Raw genomic sequence first — 20,043 nt, 5'->3', positions numbered from 1 at the left:
ATTGAAACAGGAAGGCCGCCCACTGGGCGGCCTTTTTCATACTTCGGCGGGCAGAGGCATCCACACTTTCGCCACCACCCCATCCGGCGCGAATTCGAGCTGCACTTCGCTGTCCAGCACCTTGGCCAGGCTGCGCTCGATCAGCCGCGTTCCCAAGCCATATTCTTCCGGCTTCTCCACCCTGGGCCCGCCCACCTCGCGCCAGGTCAACGAAAGGCCGCGCACCGGCTCGTTGCGGATCGCCCAGTCGATCTCGACCACGCCCTGCTCATTGGACCACGCGCCATAGCGATGCGCATTGGTGGTCAACTCATGCAGGATCAGCCCCAGCCCCACAGCATGGTCGGCCGGCAGCGCCACATCCTCCCCATGCACCTCGGCCCGGTCCGGATTGGTCCGGAACCGCGACCCAAGCTGGGAGGCGATCACCTCATAGAGCTGCACGCCCGACCAGTCGCGATCGGCCAGCAGCACATGGGCGTCCGAAATGGTCCGCAGACGCCCGGAGAAGGCCTCGATGAAATCCTTGGGGTCGGGGTTCTGCCGGATGGTCTGCCGCGCCACCGACTGGATCATCGCCAGCGTATTCTTGACCCGGTGGTTCAGCTCGCGCAGCAGCAACCGTGTCTGGTCCGCCGTCTGCTTGCTCTCGGAAATGTCGATGCAGGCGCCCATCATCACCAGCGGCCGCCCCTCGGCGTCCCGCTGATAGACCCGACCCCGCATGGTCAGCCACAGGCCGGTATTGGCAGCCCGTGCCTCGGTATTGAAATCCTCGCCCTCGCCGAAGCTGGCAGCAATCCCCGCCTCGACCGCAGCCCGATCACTCTGATGCGTCGCCGCCAGCACGTCATCGAACCGGATAATGTCGCTCTCCTGCAAGCCATACATCCGCCGGAACATGTCGTTGCAGGTCACCTCCCCGCTCCGCACGTCCCAGACCCAGGATCCGACCTTGCCGGCCTCCAGCGTCAGCGCATGCCGCCACTCTTCGCGCATCAGCGCCGCAGCCGTGCGCGCCCGGACGCGCGCTTCGTTCTTGAGTTCGAACAGCGTCGCCGCCAGCGCCGCCAGATCAATGAGTTGGTCTTCCTGTCCCGCGTCGAAATCGGCCCGCGGCTTGCTGTCGATCACGCAGAGACTGCCGATTTTCTGTCCAGCAACGCGGATCGCCGCACCGGCATAAAAGCGAATATGGGGAAAGCCCGTCACCAGCACATTGTCGGAAAAGCGTGGATCGCGCGCTGCGTCCAGCACAACCAGACTGTCGTCATCGCTCGGCAGCGCGATGGTATGCGCGCAAAACGAGTCTGTTGTTTGGGTTTCCGAAATGCCTTCGAGCCCGAAACAGGCGCGAAACCATTGCCGGTCGCTGTCAACAAGCGCCACCAGCGCGATCTCGGCACCAAAAATATGGGCTGCGGCTCTGCTCAAACGCTCGAAATCGAGATCAGGCCCGCTGTCCATGACCTCCAGGGCAGCCAGAGCCTCCAGCCTCACCGGATCATCCACGACCTTCCGAATATCGTCCGGAAGGGGACGGCCTGTCTCTGTCACTTGTCGTCCTGATGCACTACGGAGCCCCTAGGTAATCCTTCTTAACGGGCTCGGGATCGATTGGTTCCGAATTTGTGCGGTTTTCGGCAGTACCATGTTCAATCCGTCCGCATGCACCTTCAGCGTAACCGATGCGTCGAGATTGATCAGCTCGCCATCCACCACCGCCTTGGCACCATGCTTGCGTTTGGGGAAGCGCAAAGTCACCTCGTCGATCTCCTTTTCCGAGACCATCGGGCTCTCCCGCCAGCGACCCAGGAACACATCCACAGCCAGCCGCAACAGGCTCAGCGTGGTGAGTGGCGCAGCAATATAGACGCCCAGAATATGCCGATCCAAACCGTCCGCGTGGATCAGCCCGTCGCCCAGCGGATTGTTGGAAATGGCAATGCCCGAAACCCTGCGCCGCTCGACGCCCTTGGTTGTGTGCAACTCTGCCTCGAATTGCGGCGGTGCCATCGCCGCCGCACCGATCGCCCGCAGGCTCGCCAGCATTTTGCCGACCCGGCTGCGATAGGTCATGTTCTCGCGGATGCGGATCAGTCTGGCATGGATACCGACGCTGAACTGATGCACGAAGGGCCGTCCATTGGCCGTGGCAATGTCCACCGTACCCACCTCGCCATCGGCGATCGCTTCGAGCGCTGCCTCCAGCGTCAGCGGCATTTTGAGTGCTCGGGCAAAAAGGTTCATCGTACCGGCCGGCAGCACTGCCAGCGGCACGCCGCTGCGAAAGGCAATGGCCGCTGCAGCCGAGATGGTACCGTCGCCCCCGCCGGCGATCAGCGCATCGGCCTTGGGGTCGTCCGCCGCCTTCTGCAAGGCGCGCTCGATGGCCTTGCCCTCGACGATCCGGCAATCGAGCGTATCGCCGTGGCGCTCGAAAATCTGCTGTGCTGTCGTGCAAAACGCCTCGAGGTCCATCGTCCGCAATGTGCCGCCATCGCGGTTGAGTACGGCGATGAAATGCAAGCCTGCCTCCTGCCGGAGCGTTTTCAGCGATCTGGCTGAAAACGCGACAATTCACGCTTCTCGATCAGTCCGACATAGCGGCCTTTTCGTTCCCGAGGCCGGGCATGGGCACGCTGACGCTAAGGCCACCCTGCTCCCGCCGTTCATAAACTGGCGCACCCCCGAATTGGTTCGACAGCTGCACCACAATAACCGAGCCAAGTCCCTGCTCGCCCATTGCATGGCCCTCGCCGAGCCCAACCCCGTCATCCGCCACCCGCAGCACTGGAACGCCGGCTTCATCCTTCAGCGACACCAGGATCGTGCCCTCCCGTCCATCGGGAAAGGCATGCTTGAGCGCATTGGTCACCAGCTCGCCCACCAGGATGCCGATGGTCGTCGCATCGCGCGCATTGACCACGATCGGATCGAAATCGCTGCGCATCGTCACATTGCGCGCCGTTGTGGCAGTGACGGCAATGTCTTCCAGCACGGCACCGAGAAATTCGTCGGCACTGGCCGTTTCCAGGTCATTGCCCAACCGCAATCGCCGATGCGCCGAGGCAATCGCATGCACGCGCGAGCGTGCACCCTCGAGCGCTTCCTTGACCTCGTCGGATTTGCTGCGCAGCATCTGCAGTCCCAGCAGCGACGACACTGTTGCCAGCGAATTGCCGATCCGGTGATTGGCGTCCTGCAGCAGCGCCTCGACGCGCTGCCGCTCCTGCTCCGCATGGGCCCGCGCTTCTTCGAGGGCCTGCGTCCGGTCGATGACATGTGCCTCGAGCACTTCATTCTCGCTATGCAGCAGGTCCGCGCTCAGTGCCAGTTCGCTGACCTTGCGCTGGCTGCGCGACAACAGCGCATAGGTCAGGATCACCGCCGCCGCCAGCGCCGTGATGATCGAGCCGACCAACCAGCGCCGCGACTCGTCGATCTGCCGGTTGCGATCGAGCAGCTTGCTGTTTTCCTCGCCGACGAATTGCTGCAGCGCGTCCTGCAGTCCGCCCATCATCCGCTCGCCCATGCCGGTCTCGATCAGCCGCCTCGCATCGGCGGTCCGCTGCTCCTGCACCAGTTCCACACTGCGGCCCATCTCTTCCGACTTGCCGATGATATCGCCTGCAATCGCGCGCATCCGCTCGGCCTGCTGTGCGTCATCCTCGGTCAGTCCGGTCAGCGTCAGCAGCCGGTTGCCGATCGTCGCCGACGCCTGCTGGTAGGAGTTGAAATAGCTTTCGTCGCGCGTCAGCAAATAGCCGCGTTGCGCGCTTTCCGCCTCGATCAGGGCGATGGTCAGCTCGCGCGCCTGGTTGCGCACCTCATAGGTATGGACGATATCGGTGATCTGCCGGTTGATGCCCTGCACCAGCACCAAGGCCGCCACTGCCGCCATCAGCACCAGGGCCAGCGACGCCAGCACGGCCACACGGCGCATGACCCGCCGGTCGAGCCGGGCGAGGCCTGATTTGACGCTGATCGCTTCGCTAACGTTCATTACCGTCATCTGCCGACTGCTCGCTTCTGCGCTCGGACATGTCTATCCTTTAGCAAGGCGATGGCAGATTTGAGGCCTGTTTGCCGGCTCATATCAACGGGCGTTTTCGCTCATCAAGCCCGTCCCAGTCCGCCACCTGCATCAGCCCCTCCACATCGAGCACTTCGCAGGATCGATCCAGCCAACGGATCAGCTTGAGGTCCGCCAGCTTGCGCAGGGTCTTGTTGGTATGAACGATCGATAATCCCAGCGTGTCGGCCACATGCATCTGGGTGATCGGCAGATACAGCGAATGTTCCCCGCTCAGACCCACCGCCTCTGCCCGATTGGCAAGGAAGGCGAGGAGATAGGCCGCGCGCTCCAGTGCCGTGCGCCGTCCGAGGCTAAGCAGATGATCATCGAGCATCCGCTCTTCCTGCGCCGCGATCCAGGTGAGGTCGAACCCCAGCCCCGGATGGTTGCGGAACAGCTCTTCCATACGGTTGCGCTGAAACACGCAGAGCACCAGCGGGGACAGTGCCTCCACCGAATGCTGCATTTCCCCGATCACCGTCCCCTGCAGCCCGATCAGGTCGCCGGGCAGCATGTAGTTGAGGATCTGCCGCCGCCCGTCCGGCAGGCTCTTGTAGCGAAAGGCCCAACCCGACAGCAGCGTATAAAGATGGGCGCTGTGACTGCCCTCGGCAATCAGCGTCGTCCCCGTCTCGGCCGAAAGCTCCCCCGTCTTGAACGACGAGATGAACTTGAGCTCTTGCGGCTCGAAATTTCGAAAACTCGGCATGGCCCGCAGGGGACATTGCTCGCACGGAACCCGTCTTCCGGAACTGGGCAATACAAGGCTCAAGGATCACCGCTTGACGCTGGAGAATGGTGCAGGGCCAACGCACCTTGCCTTCCGGCCGTTCCGCCACATGTCAAACTTAAATGACAACGGCGTCGCCAGGGCCCATCAGGAGTCTCACTACGGCGGACCCAGCATGCTTACCGGACAGAAAGTCCTCATCGTCGAGGCAGAATTCCTTATCGCCATCGATCTGCAGCGCATGCTTGAAGCCCTTGGGGCGCAGCAAGTCCTGCTGGCCGCTACGGCCCGGGAAGCCCGAAGCTTCGCCCCCGATTGGCCGAACCTCGCGCTGGCCATTGTCGATCGCCGCATCGACGACAGCGACATCGGCGCGCTGGTTCTTGAACTGCACGGCAAGGGCATTCCCCTGGTGCAGACGACCAGCAGTTCGACCCTGCGCCTCAGTCCGGAAAACAGCGCCATACTCGTCAAGCCAGTGCCCGAGGATGCCCTGACGAGCGCCATTTCCACGGCGCTCGCCAATAAAAGTCAGCCCTAGAAGCTGTGGTTTGACGTGGTCACCTGCGCCGAAACGGCATCGGGACCATAATCGGCTTCGCCGGAAATCTTGAGAATATCCTGCAAGCGCGTGCGCGCCCGGCTGACGCGCGACTTCATCGTGCCCACGGCGCAATCACAGATCGCTGCTGCTTCCTCATAGGAAAAGCCCGACGCACCAATCAGGATCACCGCTTCACGCTGGTCATCCGGCAATTGCGACAGGGCCTTCTTGAAATCCTGCATGTCCATCGAGCCATATTGTGCCGGATGCACCGACAGGCGTTCGGTAAACGCCCCATCGCTGTCCTGCACTTCGCGGCCACGCTTGCGCATCTGGCTGTAGAATTCATTGCGCAGGATGGTGAAGAGCCATGCCTTGATATTGGTGCCCATCTCGAAGCTGGACTGCTTGGCCCAGGCCTTCATCACGGTGTCCTGCACCAGATCGTCGGCCTTGTCATGCTTGCCGGTCAGGGACACGGCAAAAGCGCGCAGGCTGGGCAGGGTCGCGAGCATTTCGCGCTTGAACGACGGGGTCTCGGCGGTGGTCATGCCGCTACTCTCCGTCACGAGGAGCATTTTTAGCCTTCTGTGCCTGTTCGGCACTGTCGAGCTTTTCAAGCAGATCGAGCAGCTGATTGGGGACGCCTTCGTCCTGCACTGCGCCATAGAGCGCACGCAGACGCGCGCCGATGTCCGTATTCGGACCCAGCCCATCATCAGCCCGCCCCGCCTGCGTTCGCATACGTTGCTGGGTCACCAGTTTATCCTTCATCATGCCCGTCGGTACCGTCGGAAATTGCCCACTTCGGCTTCCAAAATGCATGGGCCAAAAAAAAGTTCCCCACCATCAGGAACTTTCTAACTTAGGCTCCGTTCTTCGGTTTCGTGTTATCACGAGCCAAAGCGTCACTGGGAGTTCAAATATATGACTTTGTCCACGCGGATTGCACCGCACCTGCCGTACCTGCGGCGGTTTTCTCGTGCCGTAACCGGCTCGCAGACCTCGGGCGATGCTTACGTGGCAGCGACGCTCGAAGCCCTCATCGCCGACATTTCCCTTTTCCCCGAAGCCAGCAATGACCGCATAGCGCTGTATCAGCTTTTCTCTGCGCTCTTCTCGTCATCGGCGGTCAAGATCCCCGAGCCAACCTCGTCCTTTGCCTGGGAACAGCGTGCGGCCAACAATCTGGCCAATCTCGCCCCGCGCCCGCGCCAGGCTTTCCTCCTGGTCGCCGTCGAAGGCTTCACCCATCAGCAGGCCGCCGAAATCCTCTCCGTCTCGGAAAGCGACTTCGCATCGCTGCTCGACGTCGCCTCGGTCGAGATCTCCCGCCAGGTGGCCACCGAGATCATGATCATCGAGGATGAGCCGCTGATCGCCATGGATATCGAGCAGCTTGTCGAAAGCCTCGGCCACAAGGTCGTCAGCGTCGCCCGCACTCACAAGGAAGCGGTCAATCTCTTTGCTCAGACCCAGCCGCGCATGATCCTTGCCGATATCCAGCTTGCCGATGGCAGCTCGGGCATCGACGCGGTCAACGACATCCTCAATAGCCATTCGGTGCCGGTGATCTTCATCACCGCCTTCCCCGAACGCCTGCTGACGGGCGAGCGCCCTGAGCCGACCTTCCTCGTCACCAAGCCGTTCAATCCGGACATGGTCAAGGCCCTGATCAGCCAGGCGCTGTTCTTCGACGAAGGCTCTCGCGCCGCCGCCTGATACCTGCAGATAGTTCCATCAAAAGGCCGGGTTCATCCCGGCCTTTTTCTTTGCGACTACAGGAACCTGCCCCTTGAAGAGTCGTTGTTTATACAACGCTTTCACAAGGAGAGTATCATGCTCTACTACGCACTGGTTTTCCTCGTCATTGCCCTGATCGCGGGCGTTCTCGGCTTCGGCGGCATCGCTGGCGCCTCTGCTGGCATCGCCCAGATCCTGTTCTTCCTCTTTTTGGCCTTCCTGGTCGTTTCCCTGCTGGTGGGCCTGTTCCGCCGCGGCGCGCGATAGGCCATCAAGCCCAGAACTGAGTAATCCGAGGCTCCGCCTATGGCGGAGCCTTTTTTGTCCCCGGCTCATCCAATGAGTTTGCCTGCATGACCCTGTCCGAGCCTGACAACCATGACACCATGCGACTGCGCGCCCTGTCCTCCGGGCTGCGCGGCCGGGGCCTGAGCATACTCCACCAGACCGCCGACTTGGCCTGTGACCTGGCCGAAAACATTCCCGGCGACTGGCAATGGGACGAAATCATCGGTCGCAATCCCGCCGACGCCTTCCCCGCCGAGATCGGCCAGCGCTTCAAGGCCGCCTGCCAGCAGGCCGTCGATACCGGCCACGACCAGCACCTCGAATTCGACCTCGGCGAGGGCCTGCGCCGCCGCAGCTACAAGGCGACCCTCCAGCGCGACGGTCAGCGCTGCATCATCACCATCATCGCCGACATTACCGAGGAGCGCGCCCACGAGGCCGCCGTTGCCGCCCTGCTGCGCGAGGTCAGCCATCGCTCCAAGAACCTCCTCGCCATCGTTCAGTCCGTCGCCATGCAGACCGCCAACCACAGCACCGGCATGCAGGACTTTCTCGACAAGTTCCGCGGGCGCCTGCACGCGCTTTCCAGCACCCAGGACCTCGTCACCGAAAGCAATTGGCGCGGCACCTACCTCCACACCCTCGTCACCGCCCAGCTCACCCGCGTTGGCACCGCCCATCTGGCCCATGTCCGCGTCACTGGTGAAAACCCCCTGCTCGGCCCCAATGCCTCGCTCCACGTGGGGTTGGCCATCCACGAGCTCGCTGCCAATGCCGTGCTGCATGGCGCACTCGCCGAGGACAGCGCAGGCCAGGTCTGGGTCGACGCGCGCATTGTCGAACATCCCGGCCAAGACAGCGACCTGGTCATAGAGTGGCAGGAAGCCGGCATCGACGCCGGCGAAACCGTCAACCAGCCCCGCTTCGGCACCCTCGTCCTCGAACGCATCGTGCCCCTCTCCGTCGGCGGCACCGCCCAATTCTACATCGAGCCCGACAGCGTGCGATATCGTCTGGTCATTCCCTCGGATCAGTTCGAGGTCTGAGCCTGATTGAAGCCTCCAGTTTCTCCGGGCCAACCCTCTCCCCTTGAGGGAGAGGGACAGCTTTTCTGCGTTCAGCAGAAAAGCAGGGTGAGGGGTCCTGCGCTATCTCATGCTTCGGTGCTGCAGGATGGCTTGATGACCCCTCATCCCAACCGAAATTCGTTTTCGCGAACTCGGTGAACCTTTGGGCACCTTCTCCCTCAAGGGGACAAGGCAGACCGCTGAGCGCTCCAAGACACTTACGCAGGCCCCGGCAAAACCTCCCCAATCCGCCCCGTCCAGTGATAAACCACCAGCCCGACCCACTCCTTTGTCGCAATGCTCATGATGTTGAGTGCATTGACCGGATTGGCGAAATCCAACCCAAACCCCTCCTGCCCCGAACTGCGATAATCCGTCGGCCAGGGGATCACATCCAGCCCCACCCGGCGAAACAGCCCGACCGAGCGCGGCATGTGAAAGGCCGAGGTCACCAGCACGGCCGTACCGCCCTCACTGCCCAGCAGCGCCGCCGTCAACCCGGCATTCTCGTCCGTATTGCGCGACTGGTCTTCCAGCACCAGCCGCTCCGCCGCAATGCCCATCGAGAGGAAAAACCGCTGCGCCGTCTCCGCTTCCGGCTCACCCGGATCGAGCAGCCCCGCTCCGCCCGAATAGACAATCCGCGCTTCGGGATAGCGCCGCGCCAGCACCACCGCATCGGTCAGCCGGTCACCCGCATCATTGAGCTCGGCCACCCCGCGCGCCGTGCTGACCCGCGCCAGCGTCGAGCCGCCCAGCACGATGATCACATCGACGCTCTCGGGCAATTCCGCAGGCCGCGCGAACCGATCCTCCAGCGGCCGGATGACCAGCGCCCCCAGCGTGGTAAAACTGCACAGCACCAGCACGACCAGCGCCAATGCGCTGGATGCAAGCCCCAGCCGCTTACGGCCCAGAAAAACCAGCACAATCCCGGCCAGCACCAGCAGCCCGATCACGCTAAGCGGTTGAGCGACAACCCAGAAAATCTTCGCCAGTGTGTAGAACAATGCGACGCCTCCGATGGCCTGCGTTTGGATAACCCAGCAAAGGCTGGTGAGCCACCATCATTTGTGCTTGCCAATGACCCCACTTTTGCTTTTCTAGACAGCGGTCAAGATTGCCAGCCTTAAAAAAAGGCAATCGCCCGGTCAGGAAGGCGCCCGCTGCATGCGGGCCAAAGGTGAATATGGCGCAGGCGAATGCCGCTGTTGCGGAGAAGTGGCCTGTCGTGGCGATCCGCGACTTGCACAAGTCCTTCGGCGAGCTCGACGTGCTCAAGGGAATTTCCTTCTCTGCCCGCGAGGGTGAGGTCGTGTCCCTGATTGGCTCGTCCGGCTCCGGCAAGTCGACGCTGCTGCGCTGCATCAACATGCTCGAAGTGCCCGATAGCGGCACCGTCTCGATCGATGGTGAGGAGATCAGGCTCGCCGGCAACGGCCAGCGCCGCCACATCGCTGACGAGAACCAGATCCGCCGCATCCGCTCCGAGCTGGGCATGGTTTTCCAGAGCTTCAATCTCTGGGCTCACCTGACCATCCTTGAAAATGTCATGGAAGCGCCGCTCGTCGTGCAGCGCCGCGACAAGGCCGAGGTCAGGGCCGAGGCTCTCGCCATGCTGGCCAAGGTGGGCATTGAGTCCAAGGCCGACAGCTATCCCAACCAGCTTTCCGGCGGCCAGCAGCAGCGCGCCGCCATCGCCCGTGCCCTTTGCATCAATCCGCGCGTCATGCTGTTCGATGAGCCCACATCGGCGCTCGATCCCGAGCTGCAGGTCGAAGTCACCCGCGTCATCAAGGTGCTCGCCGACGAGGGCCGCACCATGGTCATGGTCACCCACGACATGGACCTCGCCCGCACCATCAGCGACCGCGTCGTCTTCCTTCATCAGGGCCTGATCGAGGAAGAGGGCACGCCCGAACAGGTCTTCGGCGCCACCCGATCTGCCCGCCTCAAGCAATTCCTCAACGCCGCCCACGACCAACAGCCTTGAACACAGACCCGGAAAACCGGGCTCACGGCAAGAAACCCAATGGAGTAACACAGTGAAAAAACTCATCCTCACCGCCGCGGCGATCCTCGCCCTCGGCACCGCCGCCCAGGCCCAGGAAACCGTCCGCATCGCCACCGAAGGCGCCTATGCCCCCTGGAATTTCATCAACGAAGCCGGCGAGCCGGCAGGCTATGAGATCGACCTGGCCAATGCCATGTGCGAAAAGGCCGCCGTCACCTGCGAGATCGTCACCAATGATTGGGATTCCATCATCCCCAACCTCTTGGCTGGCAACTACGATGTGATCATGGCCGGCATGTCGATCACCGCCGAACGCCTCGAAACCATCGACTTTACCGACGCCTATTTCCCGCCCGATCCGTCCAAGTTCGCCACCAATGCCGGCACCACGATCGATTTCGCTGCCCTTTCGGGCCAGCGCATCGGCGTCCAGGGCGGCACCATCCAGGCCGCCTATGCCGAGGAAAACCTCGCGGCCGACAATACCATCGTCTCCTTCACCACCGCCGACCAGGCGCTGGCCGATCTGGCCGGTGGCAATCTCGACCTCATCTTCATCGACGGTGCCTATCTTGACCCCGTGGTCGAAGCCTCGGGCGGCGCCATCGAAATCACCGGCGAAGACGTTTCGATCGGCGACGGCATGGGCGGCGGCATCCGCAAGGACGAGACCGAACTCAAGACCAAGCTCGACACCGCCCTCGCCGCCCTCAAGGCCGACGGCACCGTCGACAAGCTGATCGCCCAGTGGTTCGACGGCCGCGGCCCCTACTACGCCGAGTAACCAACGAAGTCCCTCACTCTTCCGAGAGTAAGGGCCATGATTTGGACTAGACGACCCACAAACTCGGTGTCACCCCGGCCTTGAGCCGGGGCCCATCTCGAGATCGTACCGCAGCTGCAAGGTAGTGCTTGATGGCACGAACACCTTGCGGCAGGACCTCCATCTCAGGATGGATCCCGGCTCAAGGCCGGGATGACGTCGCGCGTGTGGCGACGGCAGTGCGAACATCCTCTCCCTCAAGGGGAGAGGGATGATCGGAGAATTTGGTGCCCGAAGTGGACAGATGTGCACTGAAGGCCCCACACCCTCGGTGTCACCCCGGCCTTGAGCCGGGGCCCATCCCGAGATGCCGCCACAGCCGCAAGGTCGCGGCGACATCTCAACCGCCTGCCCGAACAACTGGAATGCCCAACCCACGATGCCCCTGCCAATGAAAGCCAGATCATGAGCGACGACATCGCCTTCTGGCTGAGCTACATCACCAACGGCAAGCACCTGACCTGGTACGCCAGCTTCCAGTTCACCATTTTCGCCGCGGTCGTCGGCGGCATTCTGGCCATTGTCTTCGGCCTGATCGGCGCCACGCTCAAGAATTCGCGTTTTCTTCCGCTGCGCCTGCTCGGCTCGACCTATTCCAACATCGTGCGCGGCGTGCCCGATGTGCTCTTCTTCCTCTTTGTGCCCCTCGCCTTCGAGCAAGGCGTCGAGTGGCTGCTGTCGACCCAGGTCTGCAGTGCCGACACCATTGCCGCCCAGTCGGCCGCCTGGCCGCCCTGCAAGGAAGCCAACTGGATCCTCGGCACCACCGAATATCTGATCCTCGCTTCGGTCTCGCTCGGCCTCGTCTACGGCGCCTTCGCCACCAATGTCATCCACGGCGCCCTGCGCTCGGTGCCCAAGGGGCAGCTCGAAGCCGCCCGCGCCTATGGCCTCAGTGCCGTCCAGGTGCTCTGGCGCGTGCAGATCCGCCAGATGTGGGTCTATGCCCTGCCTGGGCTCTCCAATGTCTGGATGCTGATCATCAAGTCGACGTCGCTGCTCTCGCTGCTGCAGATCGCCGATATCGTGCTCTGGGCCGACCGTCTCGGCGCCCCCAATTTCCTGCCCGCCGTCGGCCTCGTGCACGAGGACTGGCGCTGGCGCTACTACCTCGTGCTCTTCGTCTTCTACATCCTCGTCACCTTCCTGTCGGAAAAGGGCTTCGAGGCCATCATGCGTCGCGCCGGCCGCGGCATTCTGAGCGAGGCCCGCTGATGGACCGCTTCCTGCATGAACTCACCCTCTTCGCCCCGGCGGTCGTCTTCAACATCTACTTTGCCCTCGCCTCCATCCCGCTCGGCTTCGTCTTTGCGGTCTTCCTGGCCCTGGGCAAGGCGTCGGACAACGTCCTCATCAACCGCCTCAGCCGCGGCTTCATCTACGCCTTCCGCGGCTCGCCGCTCTTCATCCAGTTCTTCATGGTCTATTCCATGATGCTGGCACTCAATATCCCGCTCTGGAAGCCCTGGGGCTGGTCCTGGTTCGTGCTCCATCCGCTCTTCATCGGCCCGCTGGTTCTGGTGCTCAACACCGCCGCCTATACTGCCGAGATCTTCTATGGCGCCCTGCGCGCCGTGCCGCGCGGCGAGGTCGAAGCCGCCCGCGCCTATGGCATGTCGACCGCCCAGCAGTTCCGCCACGTCATCTGGCCAAACCTCATCCGCCTGGCCTGGCCGGCCTATACCAATGAAGTGGTCTTCCTCTTTCACGCCACCGCCCTAGTCTATCTGGCCCTCCCCGTCATCGGCCAGCAGATGGACCTGATGATCACCGCCAAGCAGCTCTTCGAGCGCGACTACAATGCCGTGCTGCATTATTCCGCCGCCGCGCTCTACTTCCTGGCGGTCTCGCTGGTGATCTTCTTCATCTTCGGCCTGATCTACGCCCGCCTCATGCGCCACATGCCCACCACCCCGCGCATGCGCTTCCGGCCGAAGTGGATCCGCTAGGCCCGGGCTGATCTAAGCCCGTTCCAGCGCCCGGAATACCCCGCGCAGCTCCGCCAGCCCCTTCATCCGCCCGATGATCGGATAGCCCGGCTGCGTCCGTCGTCCCAGATCGTCCAGAATATCCTGCCCATGGTCGGGCCGCATCGGGATCGACCAGTCCTTGCGCCCCTCGGTCTTGCGCCGCTTCTCTTCGGCCACGATTGCCGCCACCACGGCCACCATGTCCGTATCGCCATCAAGGTGCTCGGCTTCGAAGAACGAGCCAGCAATCGCATCGCTGTCCCGCTTCACACTGCGCAGATGCAGGAAATGCACTTTCGGCGCGAACTGGCTGAACATCGCCGGCAGGTCATTGTCCGGCCGCGCCCCCAGCGATCCCGTGCAGAAGGTCATGCCATTGCACGGACTATCCACCGCATCGAGAATGAACTGATAGTCCGCCGCCGTCGACATGATCCGCGGCAGGCCCAGCAGCGCAAACGGCGGATCGTCGGGATGGCAGCAGAACCGCAGTCCCAGCCGCTCCGCCTCGGGAATGATCTCCTCCAGGAAATCCACGAAATGGCGCCGCAGCTGCTCCCGGCTGATCCCGCCATATTCGCTGAGGTGGCTCTGCACATCCTCGAGCGTCATGCTATCCGACGACCCCGGCAGGCCCATCGTCACATTCCGCGCCAACGCCTTCTTCTCGGCCTCGCTCATGTCAGCCGCGCGACGCCCCGCCTCGTCGGCAATCGCATTGGTATAATCCGCCGCCGCGCCCTGCCGCTTGAGCACATGAATGTCGAACGCCGCAAAATCATTGATGTCGAACCGCATCGCCGAGCCGCCATTGGGCACGGCCCAGCGCAGGTCCGTCCGCGTCCAGTCCAGCACCGGCATGAAATTGTAGCAGATCACTTCCAGGCCGCTGTCGCTGAGGTTGCGCATCGAAATCTTGTAGTTGGCGATATGCTCGCGCCAGTCGCCCTTCTGCTTCTTGATATCCTCGCTGACCGGCAGGCTCTCCACCACATCCCAGGTCAGCCCCGACGCCGCGCCATTTTTCCGCGTCGCGATCTCGGCATGCCGCCTGGCGATCTCCTCGGGCGACCACACCACGCCATTGGGCACGTGATGCAGCGCGCTGACCACGCCCTCCGCCCCCACCTGCGTCATGTCATCGACGCTGCAGATATCCTTGGGCCCGAACCACCGCCACGTCTGTCGCAAAGCACGTCCTCCACACTTGTATGGAAGAAGTGCCACAGCTTGCCGGCGAGAAAAAGCCCCTACTTCCGCATCTGCGGATCAAACACGAATTTGGGCATTTCCCATTTGAAGTAGATCGCCAGCACGCGCAGCGGAAAGCCCACGCCCAGCGCCACCAGCAGCGACAATTCCTCCGGCAGCGCCGCCAGCACTCCGAGGTAATAGATCACCCCCGTAACGATCGACACCGTCGCATAGAGCTCGCTGCGAAACACCAGCGGCACGTCATTGCACAGCACATCGCGCAAAATGCCGCCGACGATCCCCGTCACCAGCCCCGAAACGATCACGATGATCGGATGCGCCCCCGTCTCGATGGCGATATTGCAGCCCACGATGGTGAACACCACCAGCCCCAGCGCATCGAGCAAAAGGAACGGCCAGCGCAGCCGGTCCACCAGCCGCGCAATGGCAATCGTCAGCAGCGCCGCCCCGCAGACCAGCAGCAGGATATAAGGGTTCCCCACCCAGTAGAGCGGATAGTGCCCGAGGAAAATATCCCGCGTCGTCCCCCCGCCCAGCGCCGTCACACAGGCGAGAATACACACCCCGAACCAGTCCATGCTCCGCCGTCCGGCCGCCAGCGCCGCCGTCATCGCCTCGGCCGTGATGGCCACGTAAAACATGATGAGCAGCATGAGGGCAAAAATCCTGACGTCGAAACCGGGTTGCCCGACGTTATCTAGCAGAACACTATGCATTCTGCCCAAGGAGTTGACATGCGTTCTCCCAAAACGGTCAAGGCGCTGGAAGAATTCGGCCGCACCCGCCTGTCTGACAGTTTCTTCATGCGCGATTTTCTGTTTTCTGACATTGCCGCCATCCACGGCATCGCCAATGTCCCCGATGACCCCGATCTGGCCATCGCCGCCGGCTCCGCCCTCTGCCAGAACCTGCTCGAACCGCTGCAGCAGACATTCGGCCGCATCTCGATCCGCTCGGCTTATCGCTCCCCCGAGGTCAACAATTTCGGCAATATCAACAAGCTCAACTGCGCCAGCAACGACGCCAATTTCGCCGGCCACATCTGGGACCGCCGCGACGCCCAGGGCCGCATGGGCGCCACCGCCTGCGTCGTCGTCAACCGCTTCGTCCCCTTTTACGAGCGCACCGGCCACTGGGAAGCCATGGCCTGGTGGATCCACGACCACCTGCCCTATTCCGACATGGAATTCTTCCCCAAGCTCTCCGCCTTCAACCTGCAATGGCGCGAACAGCCGGAGCGCCAGATCTACAGCTATATCCCACCCCGACGCGGACGCTTGACCAAGCCGGGCATGGCCAACTGGGTAGGCCGGCACGAGAGTGGATATGCCGCGATGCTGGCGGAACTTGGCTAGCACTCGATGCCAACCCTCTCCCCTTGAGGGAGAAGGTTGATCCGGTGGGTGTTGATGCACGGAGCCAACCCTCGCCATCGAAGTCACAAACTCGATGCCTGAGACTGAAGGATTTCAGGTCAGGCCGAGGCGAAAATGGTGATCATCGAGGACCGGACCGGAGCGTACGTTGGTACGTGAGGACCGGAAGCGCAGATGATCGCCATTTGCAGACCGGCATCACCTGAAAGACGAAGGCTCAGAGAAAGTCCGCCCGCATCGGCGTAAACACATCCACCAGCCGCCCCCGCGTCAGCGCCACCACGCCATGCTCGAGCCCGGACGGAACAATGAAACTCCCCCCCTGCTCCACCACTTCCGTCACCCCGTCGATCGTCACCTCGAACCGCCCCTCGGCCACATAGCTCACCTGCACATGCGGATGGCTATGCAGCGCGCCCACGGCGCCCTGCTCGAAGCCAAACTCCACCTGCATCAGCTCGGGCGTATGGATCAGCACGCGGCGCGTATTGCCCGGGGCCAGTTCCACCCATTCACTGTCATGCGGCTGCGCAAAAAATTTCTGTTTGCTCATCTCATTCACCTCGCCAGCCAGCCGCCATCCACCGGGATGACCGCGCCATGCATATAGTTGGACGCCTGCGACAGCAGGAACACCGCCGCATCGCCGATGTCGGACGGTTCGCCCCAGCGCCCCGCAGGAATCCGCCCCAGGATTGCCGCCGACCGGTCGGGATCGGCCCGCAACGCCTCGGTATTGTTGGTCTCGATATAGCCCGGCGCGATGGAGTTCACATTGATCCCCTTTGCCGCCCATTCATTGGCCAGCAGCCGCGTGATCCCCAGCACGCCCGATTTGGACGCCGTATAGCTCGCGACGCGTATCCCTCCCTGAAAGCTCAGCATGGACGAGATGTTGACTACCTTCCCCTGCCGCCCTTCGGACAAGACCTTCTTCCCCAGCGACTGGCAGAGGAAGAACATGGTCTTGAGGTTGATATCCATCACCGCATCCCAGTCGGCCTCGGTGAAATCCACCGCATCGACTCTTCTGATGATCCCGGCATTGTTGACCAGCCCGTCGATCGGCCCATGCTGCTCCCACGCCCGCTCGAACATCGCCTGCGCCTCCACCGTCGAGCCCAGGTCAGCGCGGACTTCCACAAAGTCCGCCCCCAGCCCCGCCATCAGCGACGCCGTCTCCTCCATGCCCGACCGCCCCACGCCGATCACCCGGCCACCGGCCCGGCCGATGGAAAGCGCAATGCCCTGCCCGATGCCGGTATTGGCCCCGGTCACCATGACCGTCTTGCCGCTGAGCGAAAATGCCGAAAGGTCCGTCACAGCAGATCGCCCATTTCCACCTTTTCGGCGTCGGTATAGTCGACATTGTCGCCGGCCATCGCCCAGATGAAGGTGTAAGCCCCGGTGCCCGCGCCCGCGTGGATCGACCACGGCGGCGAAATCACCGCCTGCTCGTTGCGCATGATCAGGTGCCGCGTCTCCTCCGGCTCGCCCATCAGATGCACCACGAAGGCATCCGGCTTGAGGTCAAAATAGAGATAGGCCTCCATCCGCCGGTCATGGATATGCGCCGGCATGGTGTTCCACACCGAGCCCGGCGCAAAGCTGGTCAGCCCGACGACGAGCTGGCAGCTCTTGAGGTCATTGGTATATTGAAAGATCGAACGCTCATTGGCCGTCTCGGCGCTGCCGAGGTCGAGCCGCTTGGCCCCCGCCTGCCGCAGCAGCGTGGTCGGGTGGCTGGCATGGGCCGGCGCGCTCAGCAGGTAATATTTCGCCCCCTGCCCGGCAAAGCGCACATCCCGGCTCCCCATCCCGATATAGAGCATGTCGCGTTCGCCCACTTCGTGGTCCTGCCCGTCGACCACGATCGTGCCCGCGCTGCCGATATTGACCGCAATCAGCTCGCGCCGGTCCAGAAACCCCGCCGTGCCCGTCGGCTTGATCGTCTCGAGCAGCAGCGGCTTGCTCCCCGGCACCGCCCCGCCCACCGCCATGCGGTCATAATGGGTATAGGTCCAGTTGATCGCCCCTTCGGCAAACAGGTCGTCGACCAGAAAATGCTCGCGCAGCTCCGCCGTGTTCATCGTCGCGGCACTCACCGGATCAATGGCGAAGCGGATATCGTAATCGGTTGTCATCTCTGGTCCTGTTCAGTCTGAATTGTCCTGCGACTGCTGGCGCAGCCGGTTTCGATAGCGCTCGAGGCTCCACGACAGATGCTGTCGCATGGCCTCGCGCGCGGCGTCGGCGTCCTGCGCCGAAATCGCACTCATGATCCGGCGGTGCTCGCGATGCAGCCCCGCCTGATAGTTGTAGGGCAGCACGCTTTCCGTGCCCCAGGGCGAAGAGACGTCGCAGGGAATGGTTCGGCTCCCCAGCCCGTCCAGCACTTCCACATAGAACGGATTATTCGTCGCCACCGCGATGGCGCGGTGAAAGGCAAAATCGGTCTTGCCCGTCGGATTGCCCAGCCCCATCAGCCGCTCGAACTCGCCCCAGGCCTCGTGGATCGCCGCATCCTGGCTGTCGCTGCGCCGCAGCGCCGCCAGCCCCGCCGCCTCGATCTCGATACCCATGCGCACTTCCAGCACATTGATGGCGACCGAAATCTTGTTGCTCTTCTCGGCAATCTCGCTGAAGGCCGCAGCCGCATGGCCGACGACGAACACGCCTGCCCCCTGCCGCGACTGCACCAGCCCATCCGCCGACAGCGCCGCGATCGCCTCGCGCACCACCGTCCGGCTGACGCCAAAGATCGTCGTCATCTCGTTTTCGGTCGGCAGCCGCCCGCCGGCCTTGTATTCGCCGGCAGCAATCCGCTTGCGCACCGTTTCGATCACCAGGTCGGCCAGTTTCGGGCGACGCGTCGTCGCCACCATGTCGTCATGCAAACTCATCAATTGCCTCTGAATACAGCCGGCAGCCACAGCGACAGCGCCGGAATATAGGTGACGAGGCCGAGCACGATCAGCCCCGCCCCATAGAAGGGCCAGACCGAGCGCATCGCCTGCATCACCGAAATCTTGCCCACCGCCGCCGCCACGAACTGCACCGGCCCGAGCGGCGGCGTATTGAGCCCGATCCCGAGGTTCAAAATCATGATCACCCCGAAGTGCACCGGATCGACGCCGAAGCTCTGCACCATGGGCAGAAAGATCGGCGTGGTGATGACGATCAGCGGACCCATATCCATAAACGTGCCGAGCAGCAGCAGCAGCACATTGATCAGCAGCAGCACCATCAGCGGGTCCTGCGTCAGCTGCGATATCGCTTCGGTCAGGATTGGCGCCACGCGCAGATAGGCCATCAGCCAGCCAAAGCTTGCCGCCGCCCCGATGATGAACAGCACCATGGCCGTGGTCCGCACCGCCCCGGTCACGCAATGCACGAACGCGCTCCAACTCATCGAGCGATAGATCAGCAGTGTCACGAGGAAGGCATAGATCACCGCGATGCAGGAGCTTTCCGTCGCCGTGAAAATCCCCGACCGCACCCCGCCAAAGATGATGCCGATCAGCAGCAGCCCCGGAATGGAAATGATGAAATATTCCAGCGCCTTGGCAAAGCCGGGAAAGCGCTCCGTCGGATAGCCGCGCTTCACCGCCACGATATAGGCCGTGATGCTCAGCGCCACCGCCAGCAGCAGCCCTGGAATGATCCCGGCGGTGAACAGGTCGGCGATCGAAATCCGCCCGCCGCCGGAGAGCGAATAGATGATCAAGTTGTGGCTGGGCGGCAGCAGCAGCGCGATCAGCGCCGCCATCGAGGTGACATTGACCGCATAGTCGGCGCCATAGCCGCGCGCCTTCATCTGCGGGATCATGATCCCGCCCACCGCAGCAGCCTCCGCCACGGCCGAGCCGGAAATGCCGCCAAACAGCGTGGAGGCCGCCACATTGACCTGGCCCAGCCCCCCGCGCAAATGCCCCACCAGCGCCCCGGCAAAGGCAATGATCCGCGCCGCAATCCCGCCGCGCACCATCAGGTCACCGGCAAAGATGAAGAAGGGCACGGCCATCAGCGTAAACACCGAGACGCCGGAGTTGAGCTGCTGGAACACCACGATCGCCGGCCGTCCGAGATAGACGATGGTGGCAAAGCTCGCGATCCCCAGGCAAAAGGCGATGGGCGTGCCGACCAGCATCAGGGCAGTGAACACACCGAAGAGAACCCAATATTCCATCGCGCC

At 62.8% G+C, this 20,043-nt stretch carries 23 protein-coding genes; 9 read left to right on the top strand and 14 right to left on the bottom strand.

Annotated elements, in window-relative coordinates; genetic code table 11:
• Positions 1 to 36: 36 nt before the first annotated feature.
• From P0Y65_02165 to P0Y65_02150, 4 genes are all read right to left on the bottom strand, one after another.
• A complete protein-coding gene (locus P0Y65_02165; GenBank protein WEK05080.1) occupies positions 37 to 1,557 on the bottom strand; it encodes an HWE histidine kinase domain-containing protein in 1,521 nt (506 codons plus the stop codon).
• 27 nt (positions 1,558 to 1,584) lie between these two features.
• Positions 1,585 to 2,529 (bottom strand): diacylglycerol kinase family protein, encoded by a 945-nt coding sequence (locus tag P0Y65_02160; protein ID WEK05079.1) that lies wholly within the window; start codon positions 2,527 to 2,529, stop codon positions 1,585 to 1,587.
• Positions 2,530 to 2,593: 64 nt separating this feature from the next.
• Entirely contained in the window at positions 2,594 to 4,006 is a 1,413-nt protein-coding gene (locus P0Y65_02155; GenBank protein ID WEK05078.1) for a CHASE3 domain-containing protein, read from the bottom strand.
• An 88-nt stretch (positions 4,007 to 4,094) separates the two neighbouring features.
• A complete protein-coding gene (locus P0Y65_02150; GenBank protein ID WEK05077.1) occupies positions 4,095 to 4,787 on the bottom strand; it encodes a Crp/Fnr family transcriptional regulator in 693 nt (230 codons plus the stop codon).
• Positions 4,788 to 4,983: 196 nt separating this feature from the next.
• Between P0Y65_02150 and P0Y65_02145 the strand changes: the two genes are divergently transcribed.
• On the top strand, positions 4,984 to 5,349 hold the full coding sequence (locus tag P0Y65_02145; GenBank protein ID WEK05076.1) for a hypothetical protein: 366 nt from the start codon (positions 4,984 to 4,986) through the stop codon (positions 5,347 to 5,349).
• Here P0Y65_02145 and P0Y65_02140 read toward each other — a convergent pair.
• Together P0Y65_02140 and P0Y65_02135 are read right to left on the bottom strand one after the other, a co-directional pair.
• Positions 5,346 to 5,903 (bottom strand): RNA polymerase sigma factor, encoded by a 558-nt coding sequence (locus P0Y65_02140; protein WEK05075.1) that lies wholly within the window; start codon positions 5,901 to 5,903, stop codon positions 5,346 to 5,348. The two genes, P0Y65_02145 and P0Y65_02140, sit on opposite strands and share 4 nt — an antisense overlap.
• 4 nt (positions 5,904 to 5,907) lie before the next feature.
• Positions 5,908 to 6,126 (bottom strand): NepR family anti-sigma factor, encoded by a 219-nt coding sequence (locus tag P0Y65_02135; protein ID WEK06709.1) that lies wholly within the window; start codon positions 6,124 to 6,126, stop codon positions 5,908 to 5,910.
• Between the two features lie 153 nt (positions 6,127 to 6,279).
• On the opposite strand from P0Y65_02135, the gene P0Y65_02130 reads away from it, so the two are divergent.
• From P0Y65_02130 to P0Y65_02120, 3 genes are all read left to right on the top strand, one after another.
• Positions 6,280 to 7,074, top strand: a complete 795-nt coding sequence (locus P0Y65_02130; protein ID WEK05074.1) for a response regulator — start codon at positions 6,280 to 6,282, stop codon at positions 7,072 to 7,074.
• Positions 7,075 to 7,191: 117 nt separating this feature from the next.
• The gene (locus tag P0Y65_02125; protein ID WEK05073.1) at positions 7,192 to 7,362 is read left to right on the top strand and encodes a DUF1328 domain-containing protein; all 171 of its coding nucleotides are present in this window, start codon (positions 7,192 to 7,194) and stop codon (positions 7,360 to 7,362) included.
• An 86-nt stretch (positions 7,363 to 7,448) separates the two neighbouring features.
• The gene (locus P0Y65_02120) at positions 7,449 to 8,429 is read left to right on the top strand and encodes an HWE histidine kinase domain-containing protein (GenBank protein ID WEK05072.1); all 981 of its coding nucleotides are present in this window, start codon (positions 7,449 to 7,451) and stop codon (positions 8,427 to 8,429) included.
• Positions 8,430 to 8,668: 239 nt separating this feature from the next.
• Here P0Y65_02120 and P0Y65_02115 read toward each other — a convergent pair whose 3' ends face one another.
• Entirely contained in the window at positions 8,669 to 9,460 is a 792-nt protein-coding gene (locus P0Y65_02115; GenBank protein ID WEK05071.1) for a YdcF family protein, read from the bottom strand.
• 179 nt (positions 9,461 to 9,639) lie between these two features.
• Between P0Y65_02115 and P0Y65_02110 the strand changes: the two genes are divergently transcribed.
• The 4 genes from P0Y65_02110 to P0Y65_02095 all read left to right on the top strand — a co-directional run bounded on the left by P0Y65_02110 (position 9,640) and on the right by P0Y65_02095 (position 13,236).
• The gene (locus tag P0Y65_02110) at positions 9,640 to 10,443 is read left to right on the top strand and encodes an amino acid ABC transporter ATP-binding protein (GenBank protein WEK05070.1); all 804 of its coding nucleotides are present in this window, start codon (positions 9,640 to 9,642) and stop codon (positions 10,441 to 10,443) included.
• Between the two features lie 52 nt (positions 10,444 to 10,495).
• Positions 10,496 to 11,248: a transporter substrate-binding domain-containing protein gene (locus P0Y65_02105; protein WEK05069.1), complete on the top strand. Its 753-nt coding sequence runs from the start codon at positions 10,496 to 10,498 to the stop codon at positions 11,246 to 11,248.
• 444 nt (positions 11,249 to 11,692) lie between these two features.
• A complete protein-coding gene (locus tag P0Y65_02100) occupies positions 11,693 to 12,502 on the top strand; it encodes an ABC transporter permease subunit (GenBank protein ID WEK05068.1) in 810 nt (269 codons plus the stop codon).
• Complete coding sequence (locus tag P0Y65_02095) at positions 12,502 to 13,236, top strand: ABC transporter permease subunit (protein ID WEK05067.1); 735 nt, start codon at positions 12,502 to 12,504, stop codon at positions 13,234 to 13,236. The genes P0Y65_02100 and P0Y65_02095 overlap by 1 nt, the downstream gene beginning before the upstream one ends.
• Before the next feature lie 12 nt (positions 13,237 to 13,248).
• Here P0Y65_02095 and uxuA read toward each other — a convergent pair whose 3' ends face one another.
• On the bottom strand, positions 13,249 to 14,448 hold the full coding sequence (gene uxuA, locus P0Y65_02090) for a mannonate dehydratase (protein WEK05066.1): 1,200 nt from the start codon (positions 14,446 to 14,448) through the stop codon (positions 13,249 to 13,251).
• Positions 14,449 to 14,507: 59 nt separating this feature from the next.
• Positions 14,508 to 15,125, bottom strand: a complete 618-nt coding sequence (locus P0Y65_02085; GenBank protein WEK05065.1) for a trimeric intracellular cation channel family protein — start codon at positions 15,123 to 15,125, stop codon at positions 14,508 to 14,510.
• A gap of 81 nt (positions 15,126 to 15,206) precedes the next feature.
• On the opposite strand from P0Y65_02085, the gene P0Y65_02080 reads away from it, so the two are divergent.
• The gene (locus P0Y65_02080; protein ID WEK05064.1) at positions 15,207 to 15,827 is read left to right on the top strand and encodes a hypothetical protein; all 621 of its coding nucleotides are present in this window, start codon (positions 15,207 to 15,209) and stop codon (positions 15,825 to 15,827) included.
• 238 nt (positions 15,828 to 16,065) lie between these two features.
• Here P0Y65_02080 and P0Y65_02075 read toward each other — a convergent pair whose 3' ends face one another.
• Genes P0Y65_02075 through P0Y65_02055 form a run of 5 tightly spaced genes read right to left on the bottom strand, consistent with a single transcriptional unit; the run spans position 16,066 to position 20,037 of the window.
• A complete protein-coding gene (locus tag P0Y65_02075; GenBank protein WEK05063.1) occupies positions 16,066 to 16,401 on the bottom strand; it encodes a cupin domain-containing protein in 336 nt (111 codons plus the stop codon).
• 5 nt (positions 16,402 to 16,406) lie between these two features.
• Positions 16,407 to 17,171, bottom strand: a complete 765-nt coding sequence (gene kduD / locus P0Y65_02070; GenBank protein ID WEK05062.1) for a 2-dehydro-3-deoxy-D-gluconate 5-dehydrogenase KduD — start codon at positions 17,169 to 17,171, stop codon at positions 16,407 to 16,409.
• Positions 17,168 to 17,992, bottom strand: coding sequence for a 5-dehydro-4-deoxy-D-glucuronate isomerase (gene kduI, locus P0Y65_02065; GenBank protein WEK05061.1), 825 nt, complete (start codon positions 17,990 to 17,992; stop codon positions 17,168 to 17,170). Before kduI ends, kduD begins: the two co-directional genes overlap by 4 nt.
• Before the next feature lie 12 nt (positions 17,993 to 18,004).
• Positions 18,005 to 18,751 (bottom strand): FadR/GntR family transcriptional regulator, encoded by a 747-nt coding sequence (locus P0Y65_02060; protein WEK05060.1) that lies wholly within the window; start codon positions 18,749 to 18,751, stop codon positions 18,005 to 18,007.
• A complete protein-coding gene (locus tag P0Y65_02055; protein WEK05059.1) occupies positions 18,751 to 20,037 on the bottom strand; it encodes a TRAP transporter large permease in 1,287 nt (428 codons plus the stop codon). The genes P0Y65_02060 and P0Y65_02055 overlap by 1 nt, the downstream gene beginning before the upstream one ends.
• Positions 20,038 to 20,043 lie beyond the last annotated feature (6 nt).

Origin of the sequence: Candidatus Devosia phytovorans (assembly GCA_029202405.1) — a bacterium.
GTDB classification, from domain to species: Bacteria; Pseudomonadota; Alphaproteobacteria; order Rhizobiales; family Devosiaceae; genus Devosia; species Devosia phytovorans.
Note: the sequence above shows the minus strand (reverse complement) of the source record. Positions and strands in the feature narration are given on the sequence as shown.

Excerpts from the sequence above, each read along its gene's own strand:
- P0Y65_02155 (WEK05078.1), bottom strand. The coding sequence starts at position 4,006 with ATGAACGTTAGCGAAGCGATCAGCGTCAAATCAGGCCTCGCCCGGCTC.
- P0Y65_02150 (WEK05077.1), bottom strand. The coding sequence starts at position 4,787 with ATGCCGAGTTTTCGAAATTTCGAGCCGCAAGAGCTCAAGTTCATCTCG.
- P0Y65_02145 (WEK05076.1), top strand. The coding sequence starts at position 4,984 with ATGCTTACCGGACAGAAAGTCCTCATCGTCGAGGCAGAATTCCTTATC.
- P0Y65_02140 (WEK05075.1), bottom strand. The coding sequence starts at position 5,903 with ATGACCACCGCCGAGACCCCGTCGTTCAAGCGCGAAATGCTCGCGACC.
- P0Y65_02135 (WEK06709.1), bottom strand. The coding sequence starts at position 6,126 with ATGAAGGATAAACTGGTGACCCAGCAACGTATGCGAACGCAGGCGGGG.
- P0Y65_02130 (WEK05074.1), top strand. The coding sequence starts at position 6,280 with ATGACTTTGTCCACGCGGATTGCACCGCACCTGCCGTACCTGCGGCGG.
- P0Y65_02125 (WEK05073.1), top strand. The coding sequence starts at position 7,192 with ATGCTCTACTACGCACTGGTTTTCCTCGTCATTGCCCTGATCGCGGGC.
- P0Y65_02120 (WEK05072.1), top strand. The coding sequence starts at position 7,449 with ATGACCCTGTCCGAGCCTGACAACCATGACACCATGCGACTGCGCGCC.
- P0Y65_02110 (WEK05070.1), top strand. The coding sequence starts at position 9,640 with ATGGCGCAGGCGAATGCCGCTGTTGCGGAGAAGTGGCCTGTCGTGGCG.
- P0Y65_02100 (WEK05068.1), top strand. The coding sequence starts at position 11,693 with ATGAGCGACGACATCGCCTTCTGGCTGAGCTACATCACCAACGGCAAG.
- P0Y65_02095 (WEK05067.1), top strand. The coding sequence starts at position 12,502 with ATGGACCGCTTCCTGCATGAACTCACCCTCTTCGCCCCGGCGGTCGTC.
- P0Y65_02085 (WEK05065.1), bottom strand. The coding sequence starts at position 15,125 with ATGCTGCTCATCATGTTTTACGTGGCCATCACGGCCGAGGCGATGACG.
- P0Y65_02080 (WEK05064.1), top strand. The coding sequence starts at position 15,207 with ATGCGTTCTCCCAAAACGGTCAAGGCGCTGGAAGAATTCGGCCGCACC.
- P0Y65_02075 (WEK05063.1), bottom strand. The coding sequence starts at position 16,401 with ATGAGCAAACAGAAATTTTTTGCGCAGCCGCATGACAGTGAATGGGTG.
- kduI (WEK05061.1), bottom strand. The coding sequence starts at position 17,992 with ATGACAACCGATTACGATATCCGCTTCGCCATTGATCCGGTGAGTGCC.
- P0Y65_02060 (WEK05060.1), bottom strand. The coding sequence starts at position 18,751 with ATGAGTTTGCATGACGACATGGTGGCGACGACGCGTCGCCCGAAACTG.
- P0Y65_02055 (WEK05059.1), bottom strand. The coding sequence starts at position 20,037 with ATGGAATATTGGGTTCTCTTCGGTGTGTTCACTGCCCTGATGCTGGTC.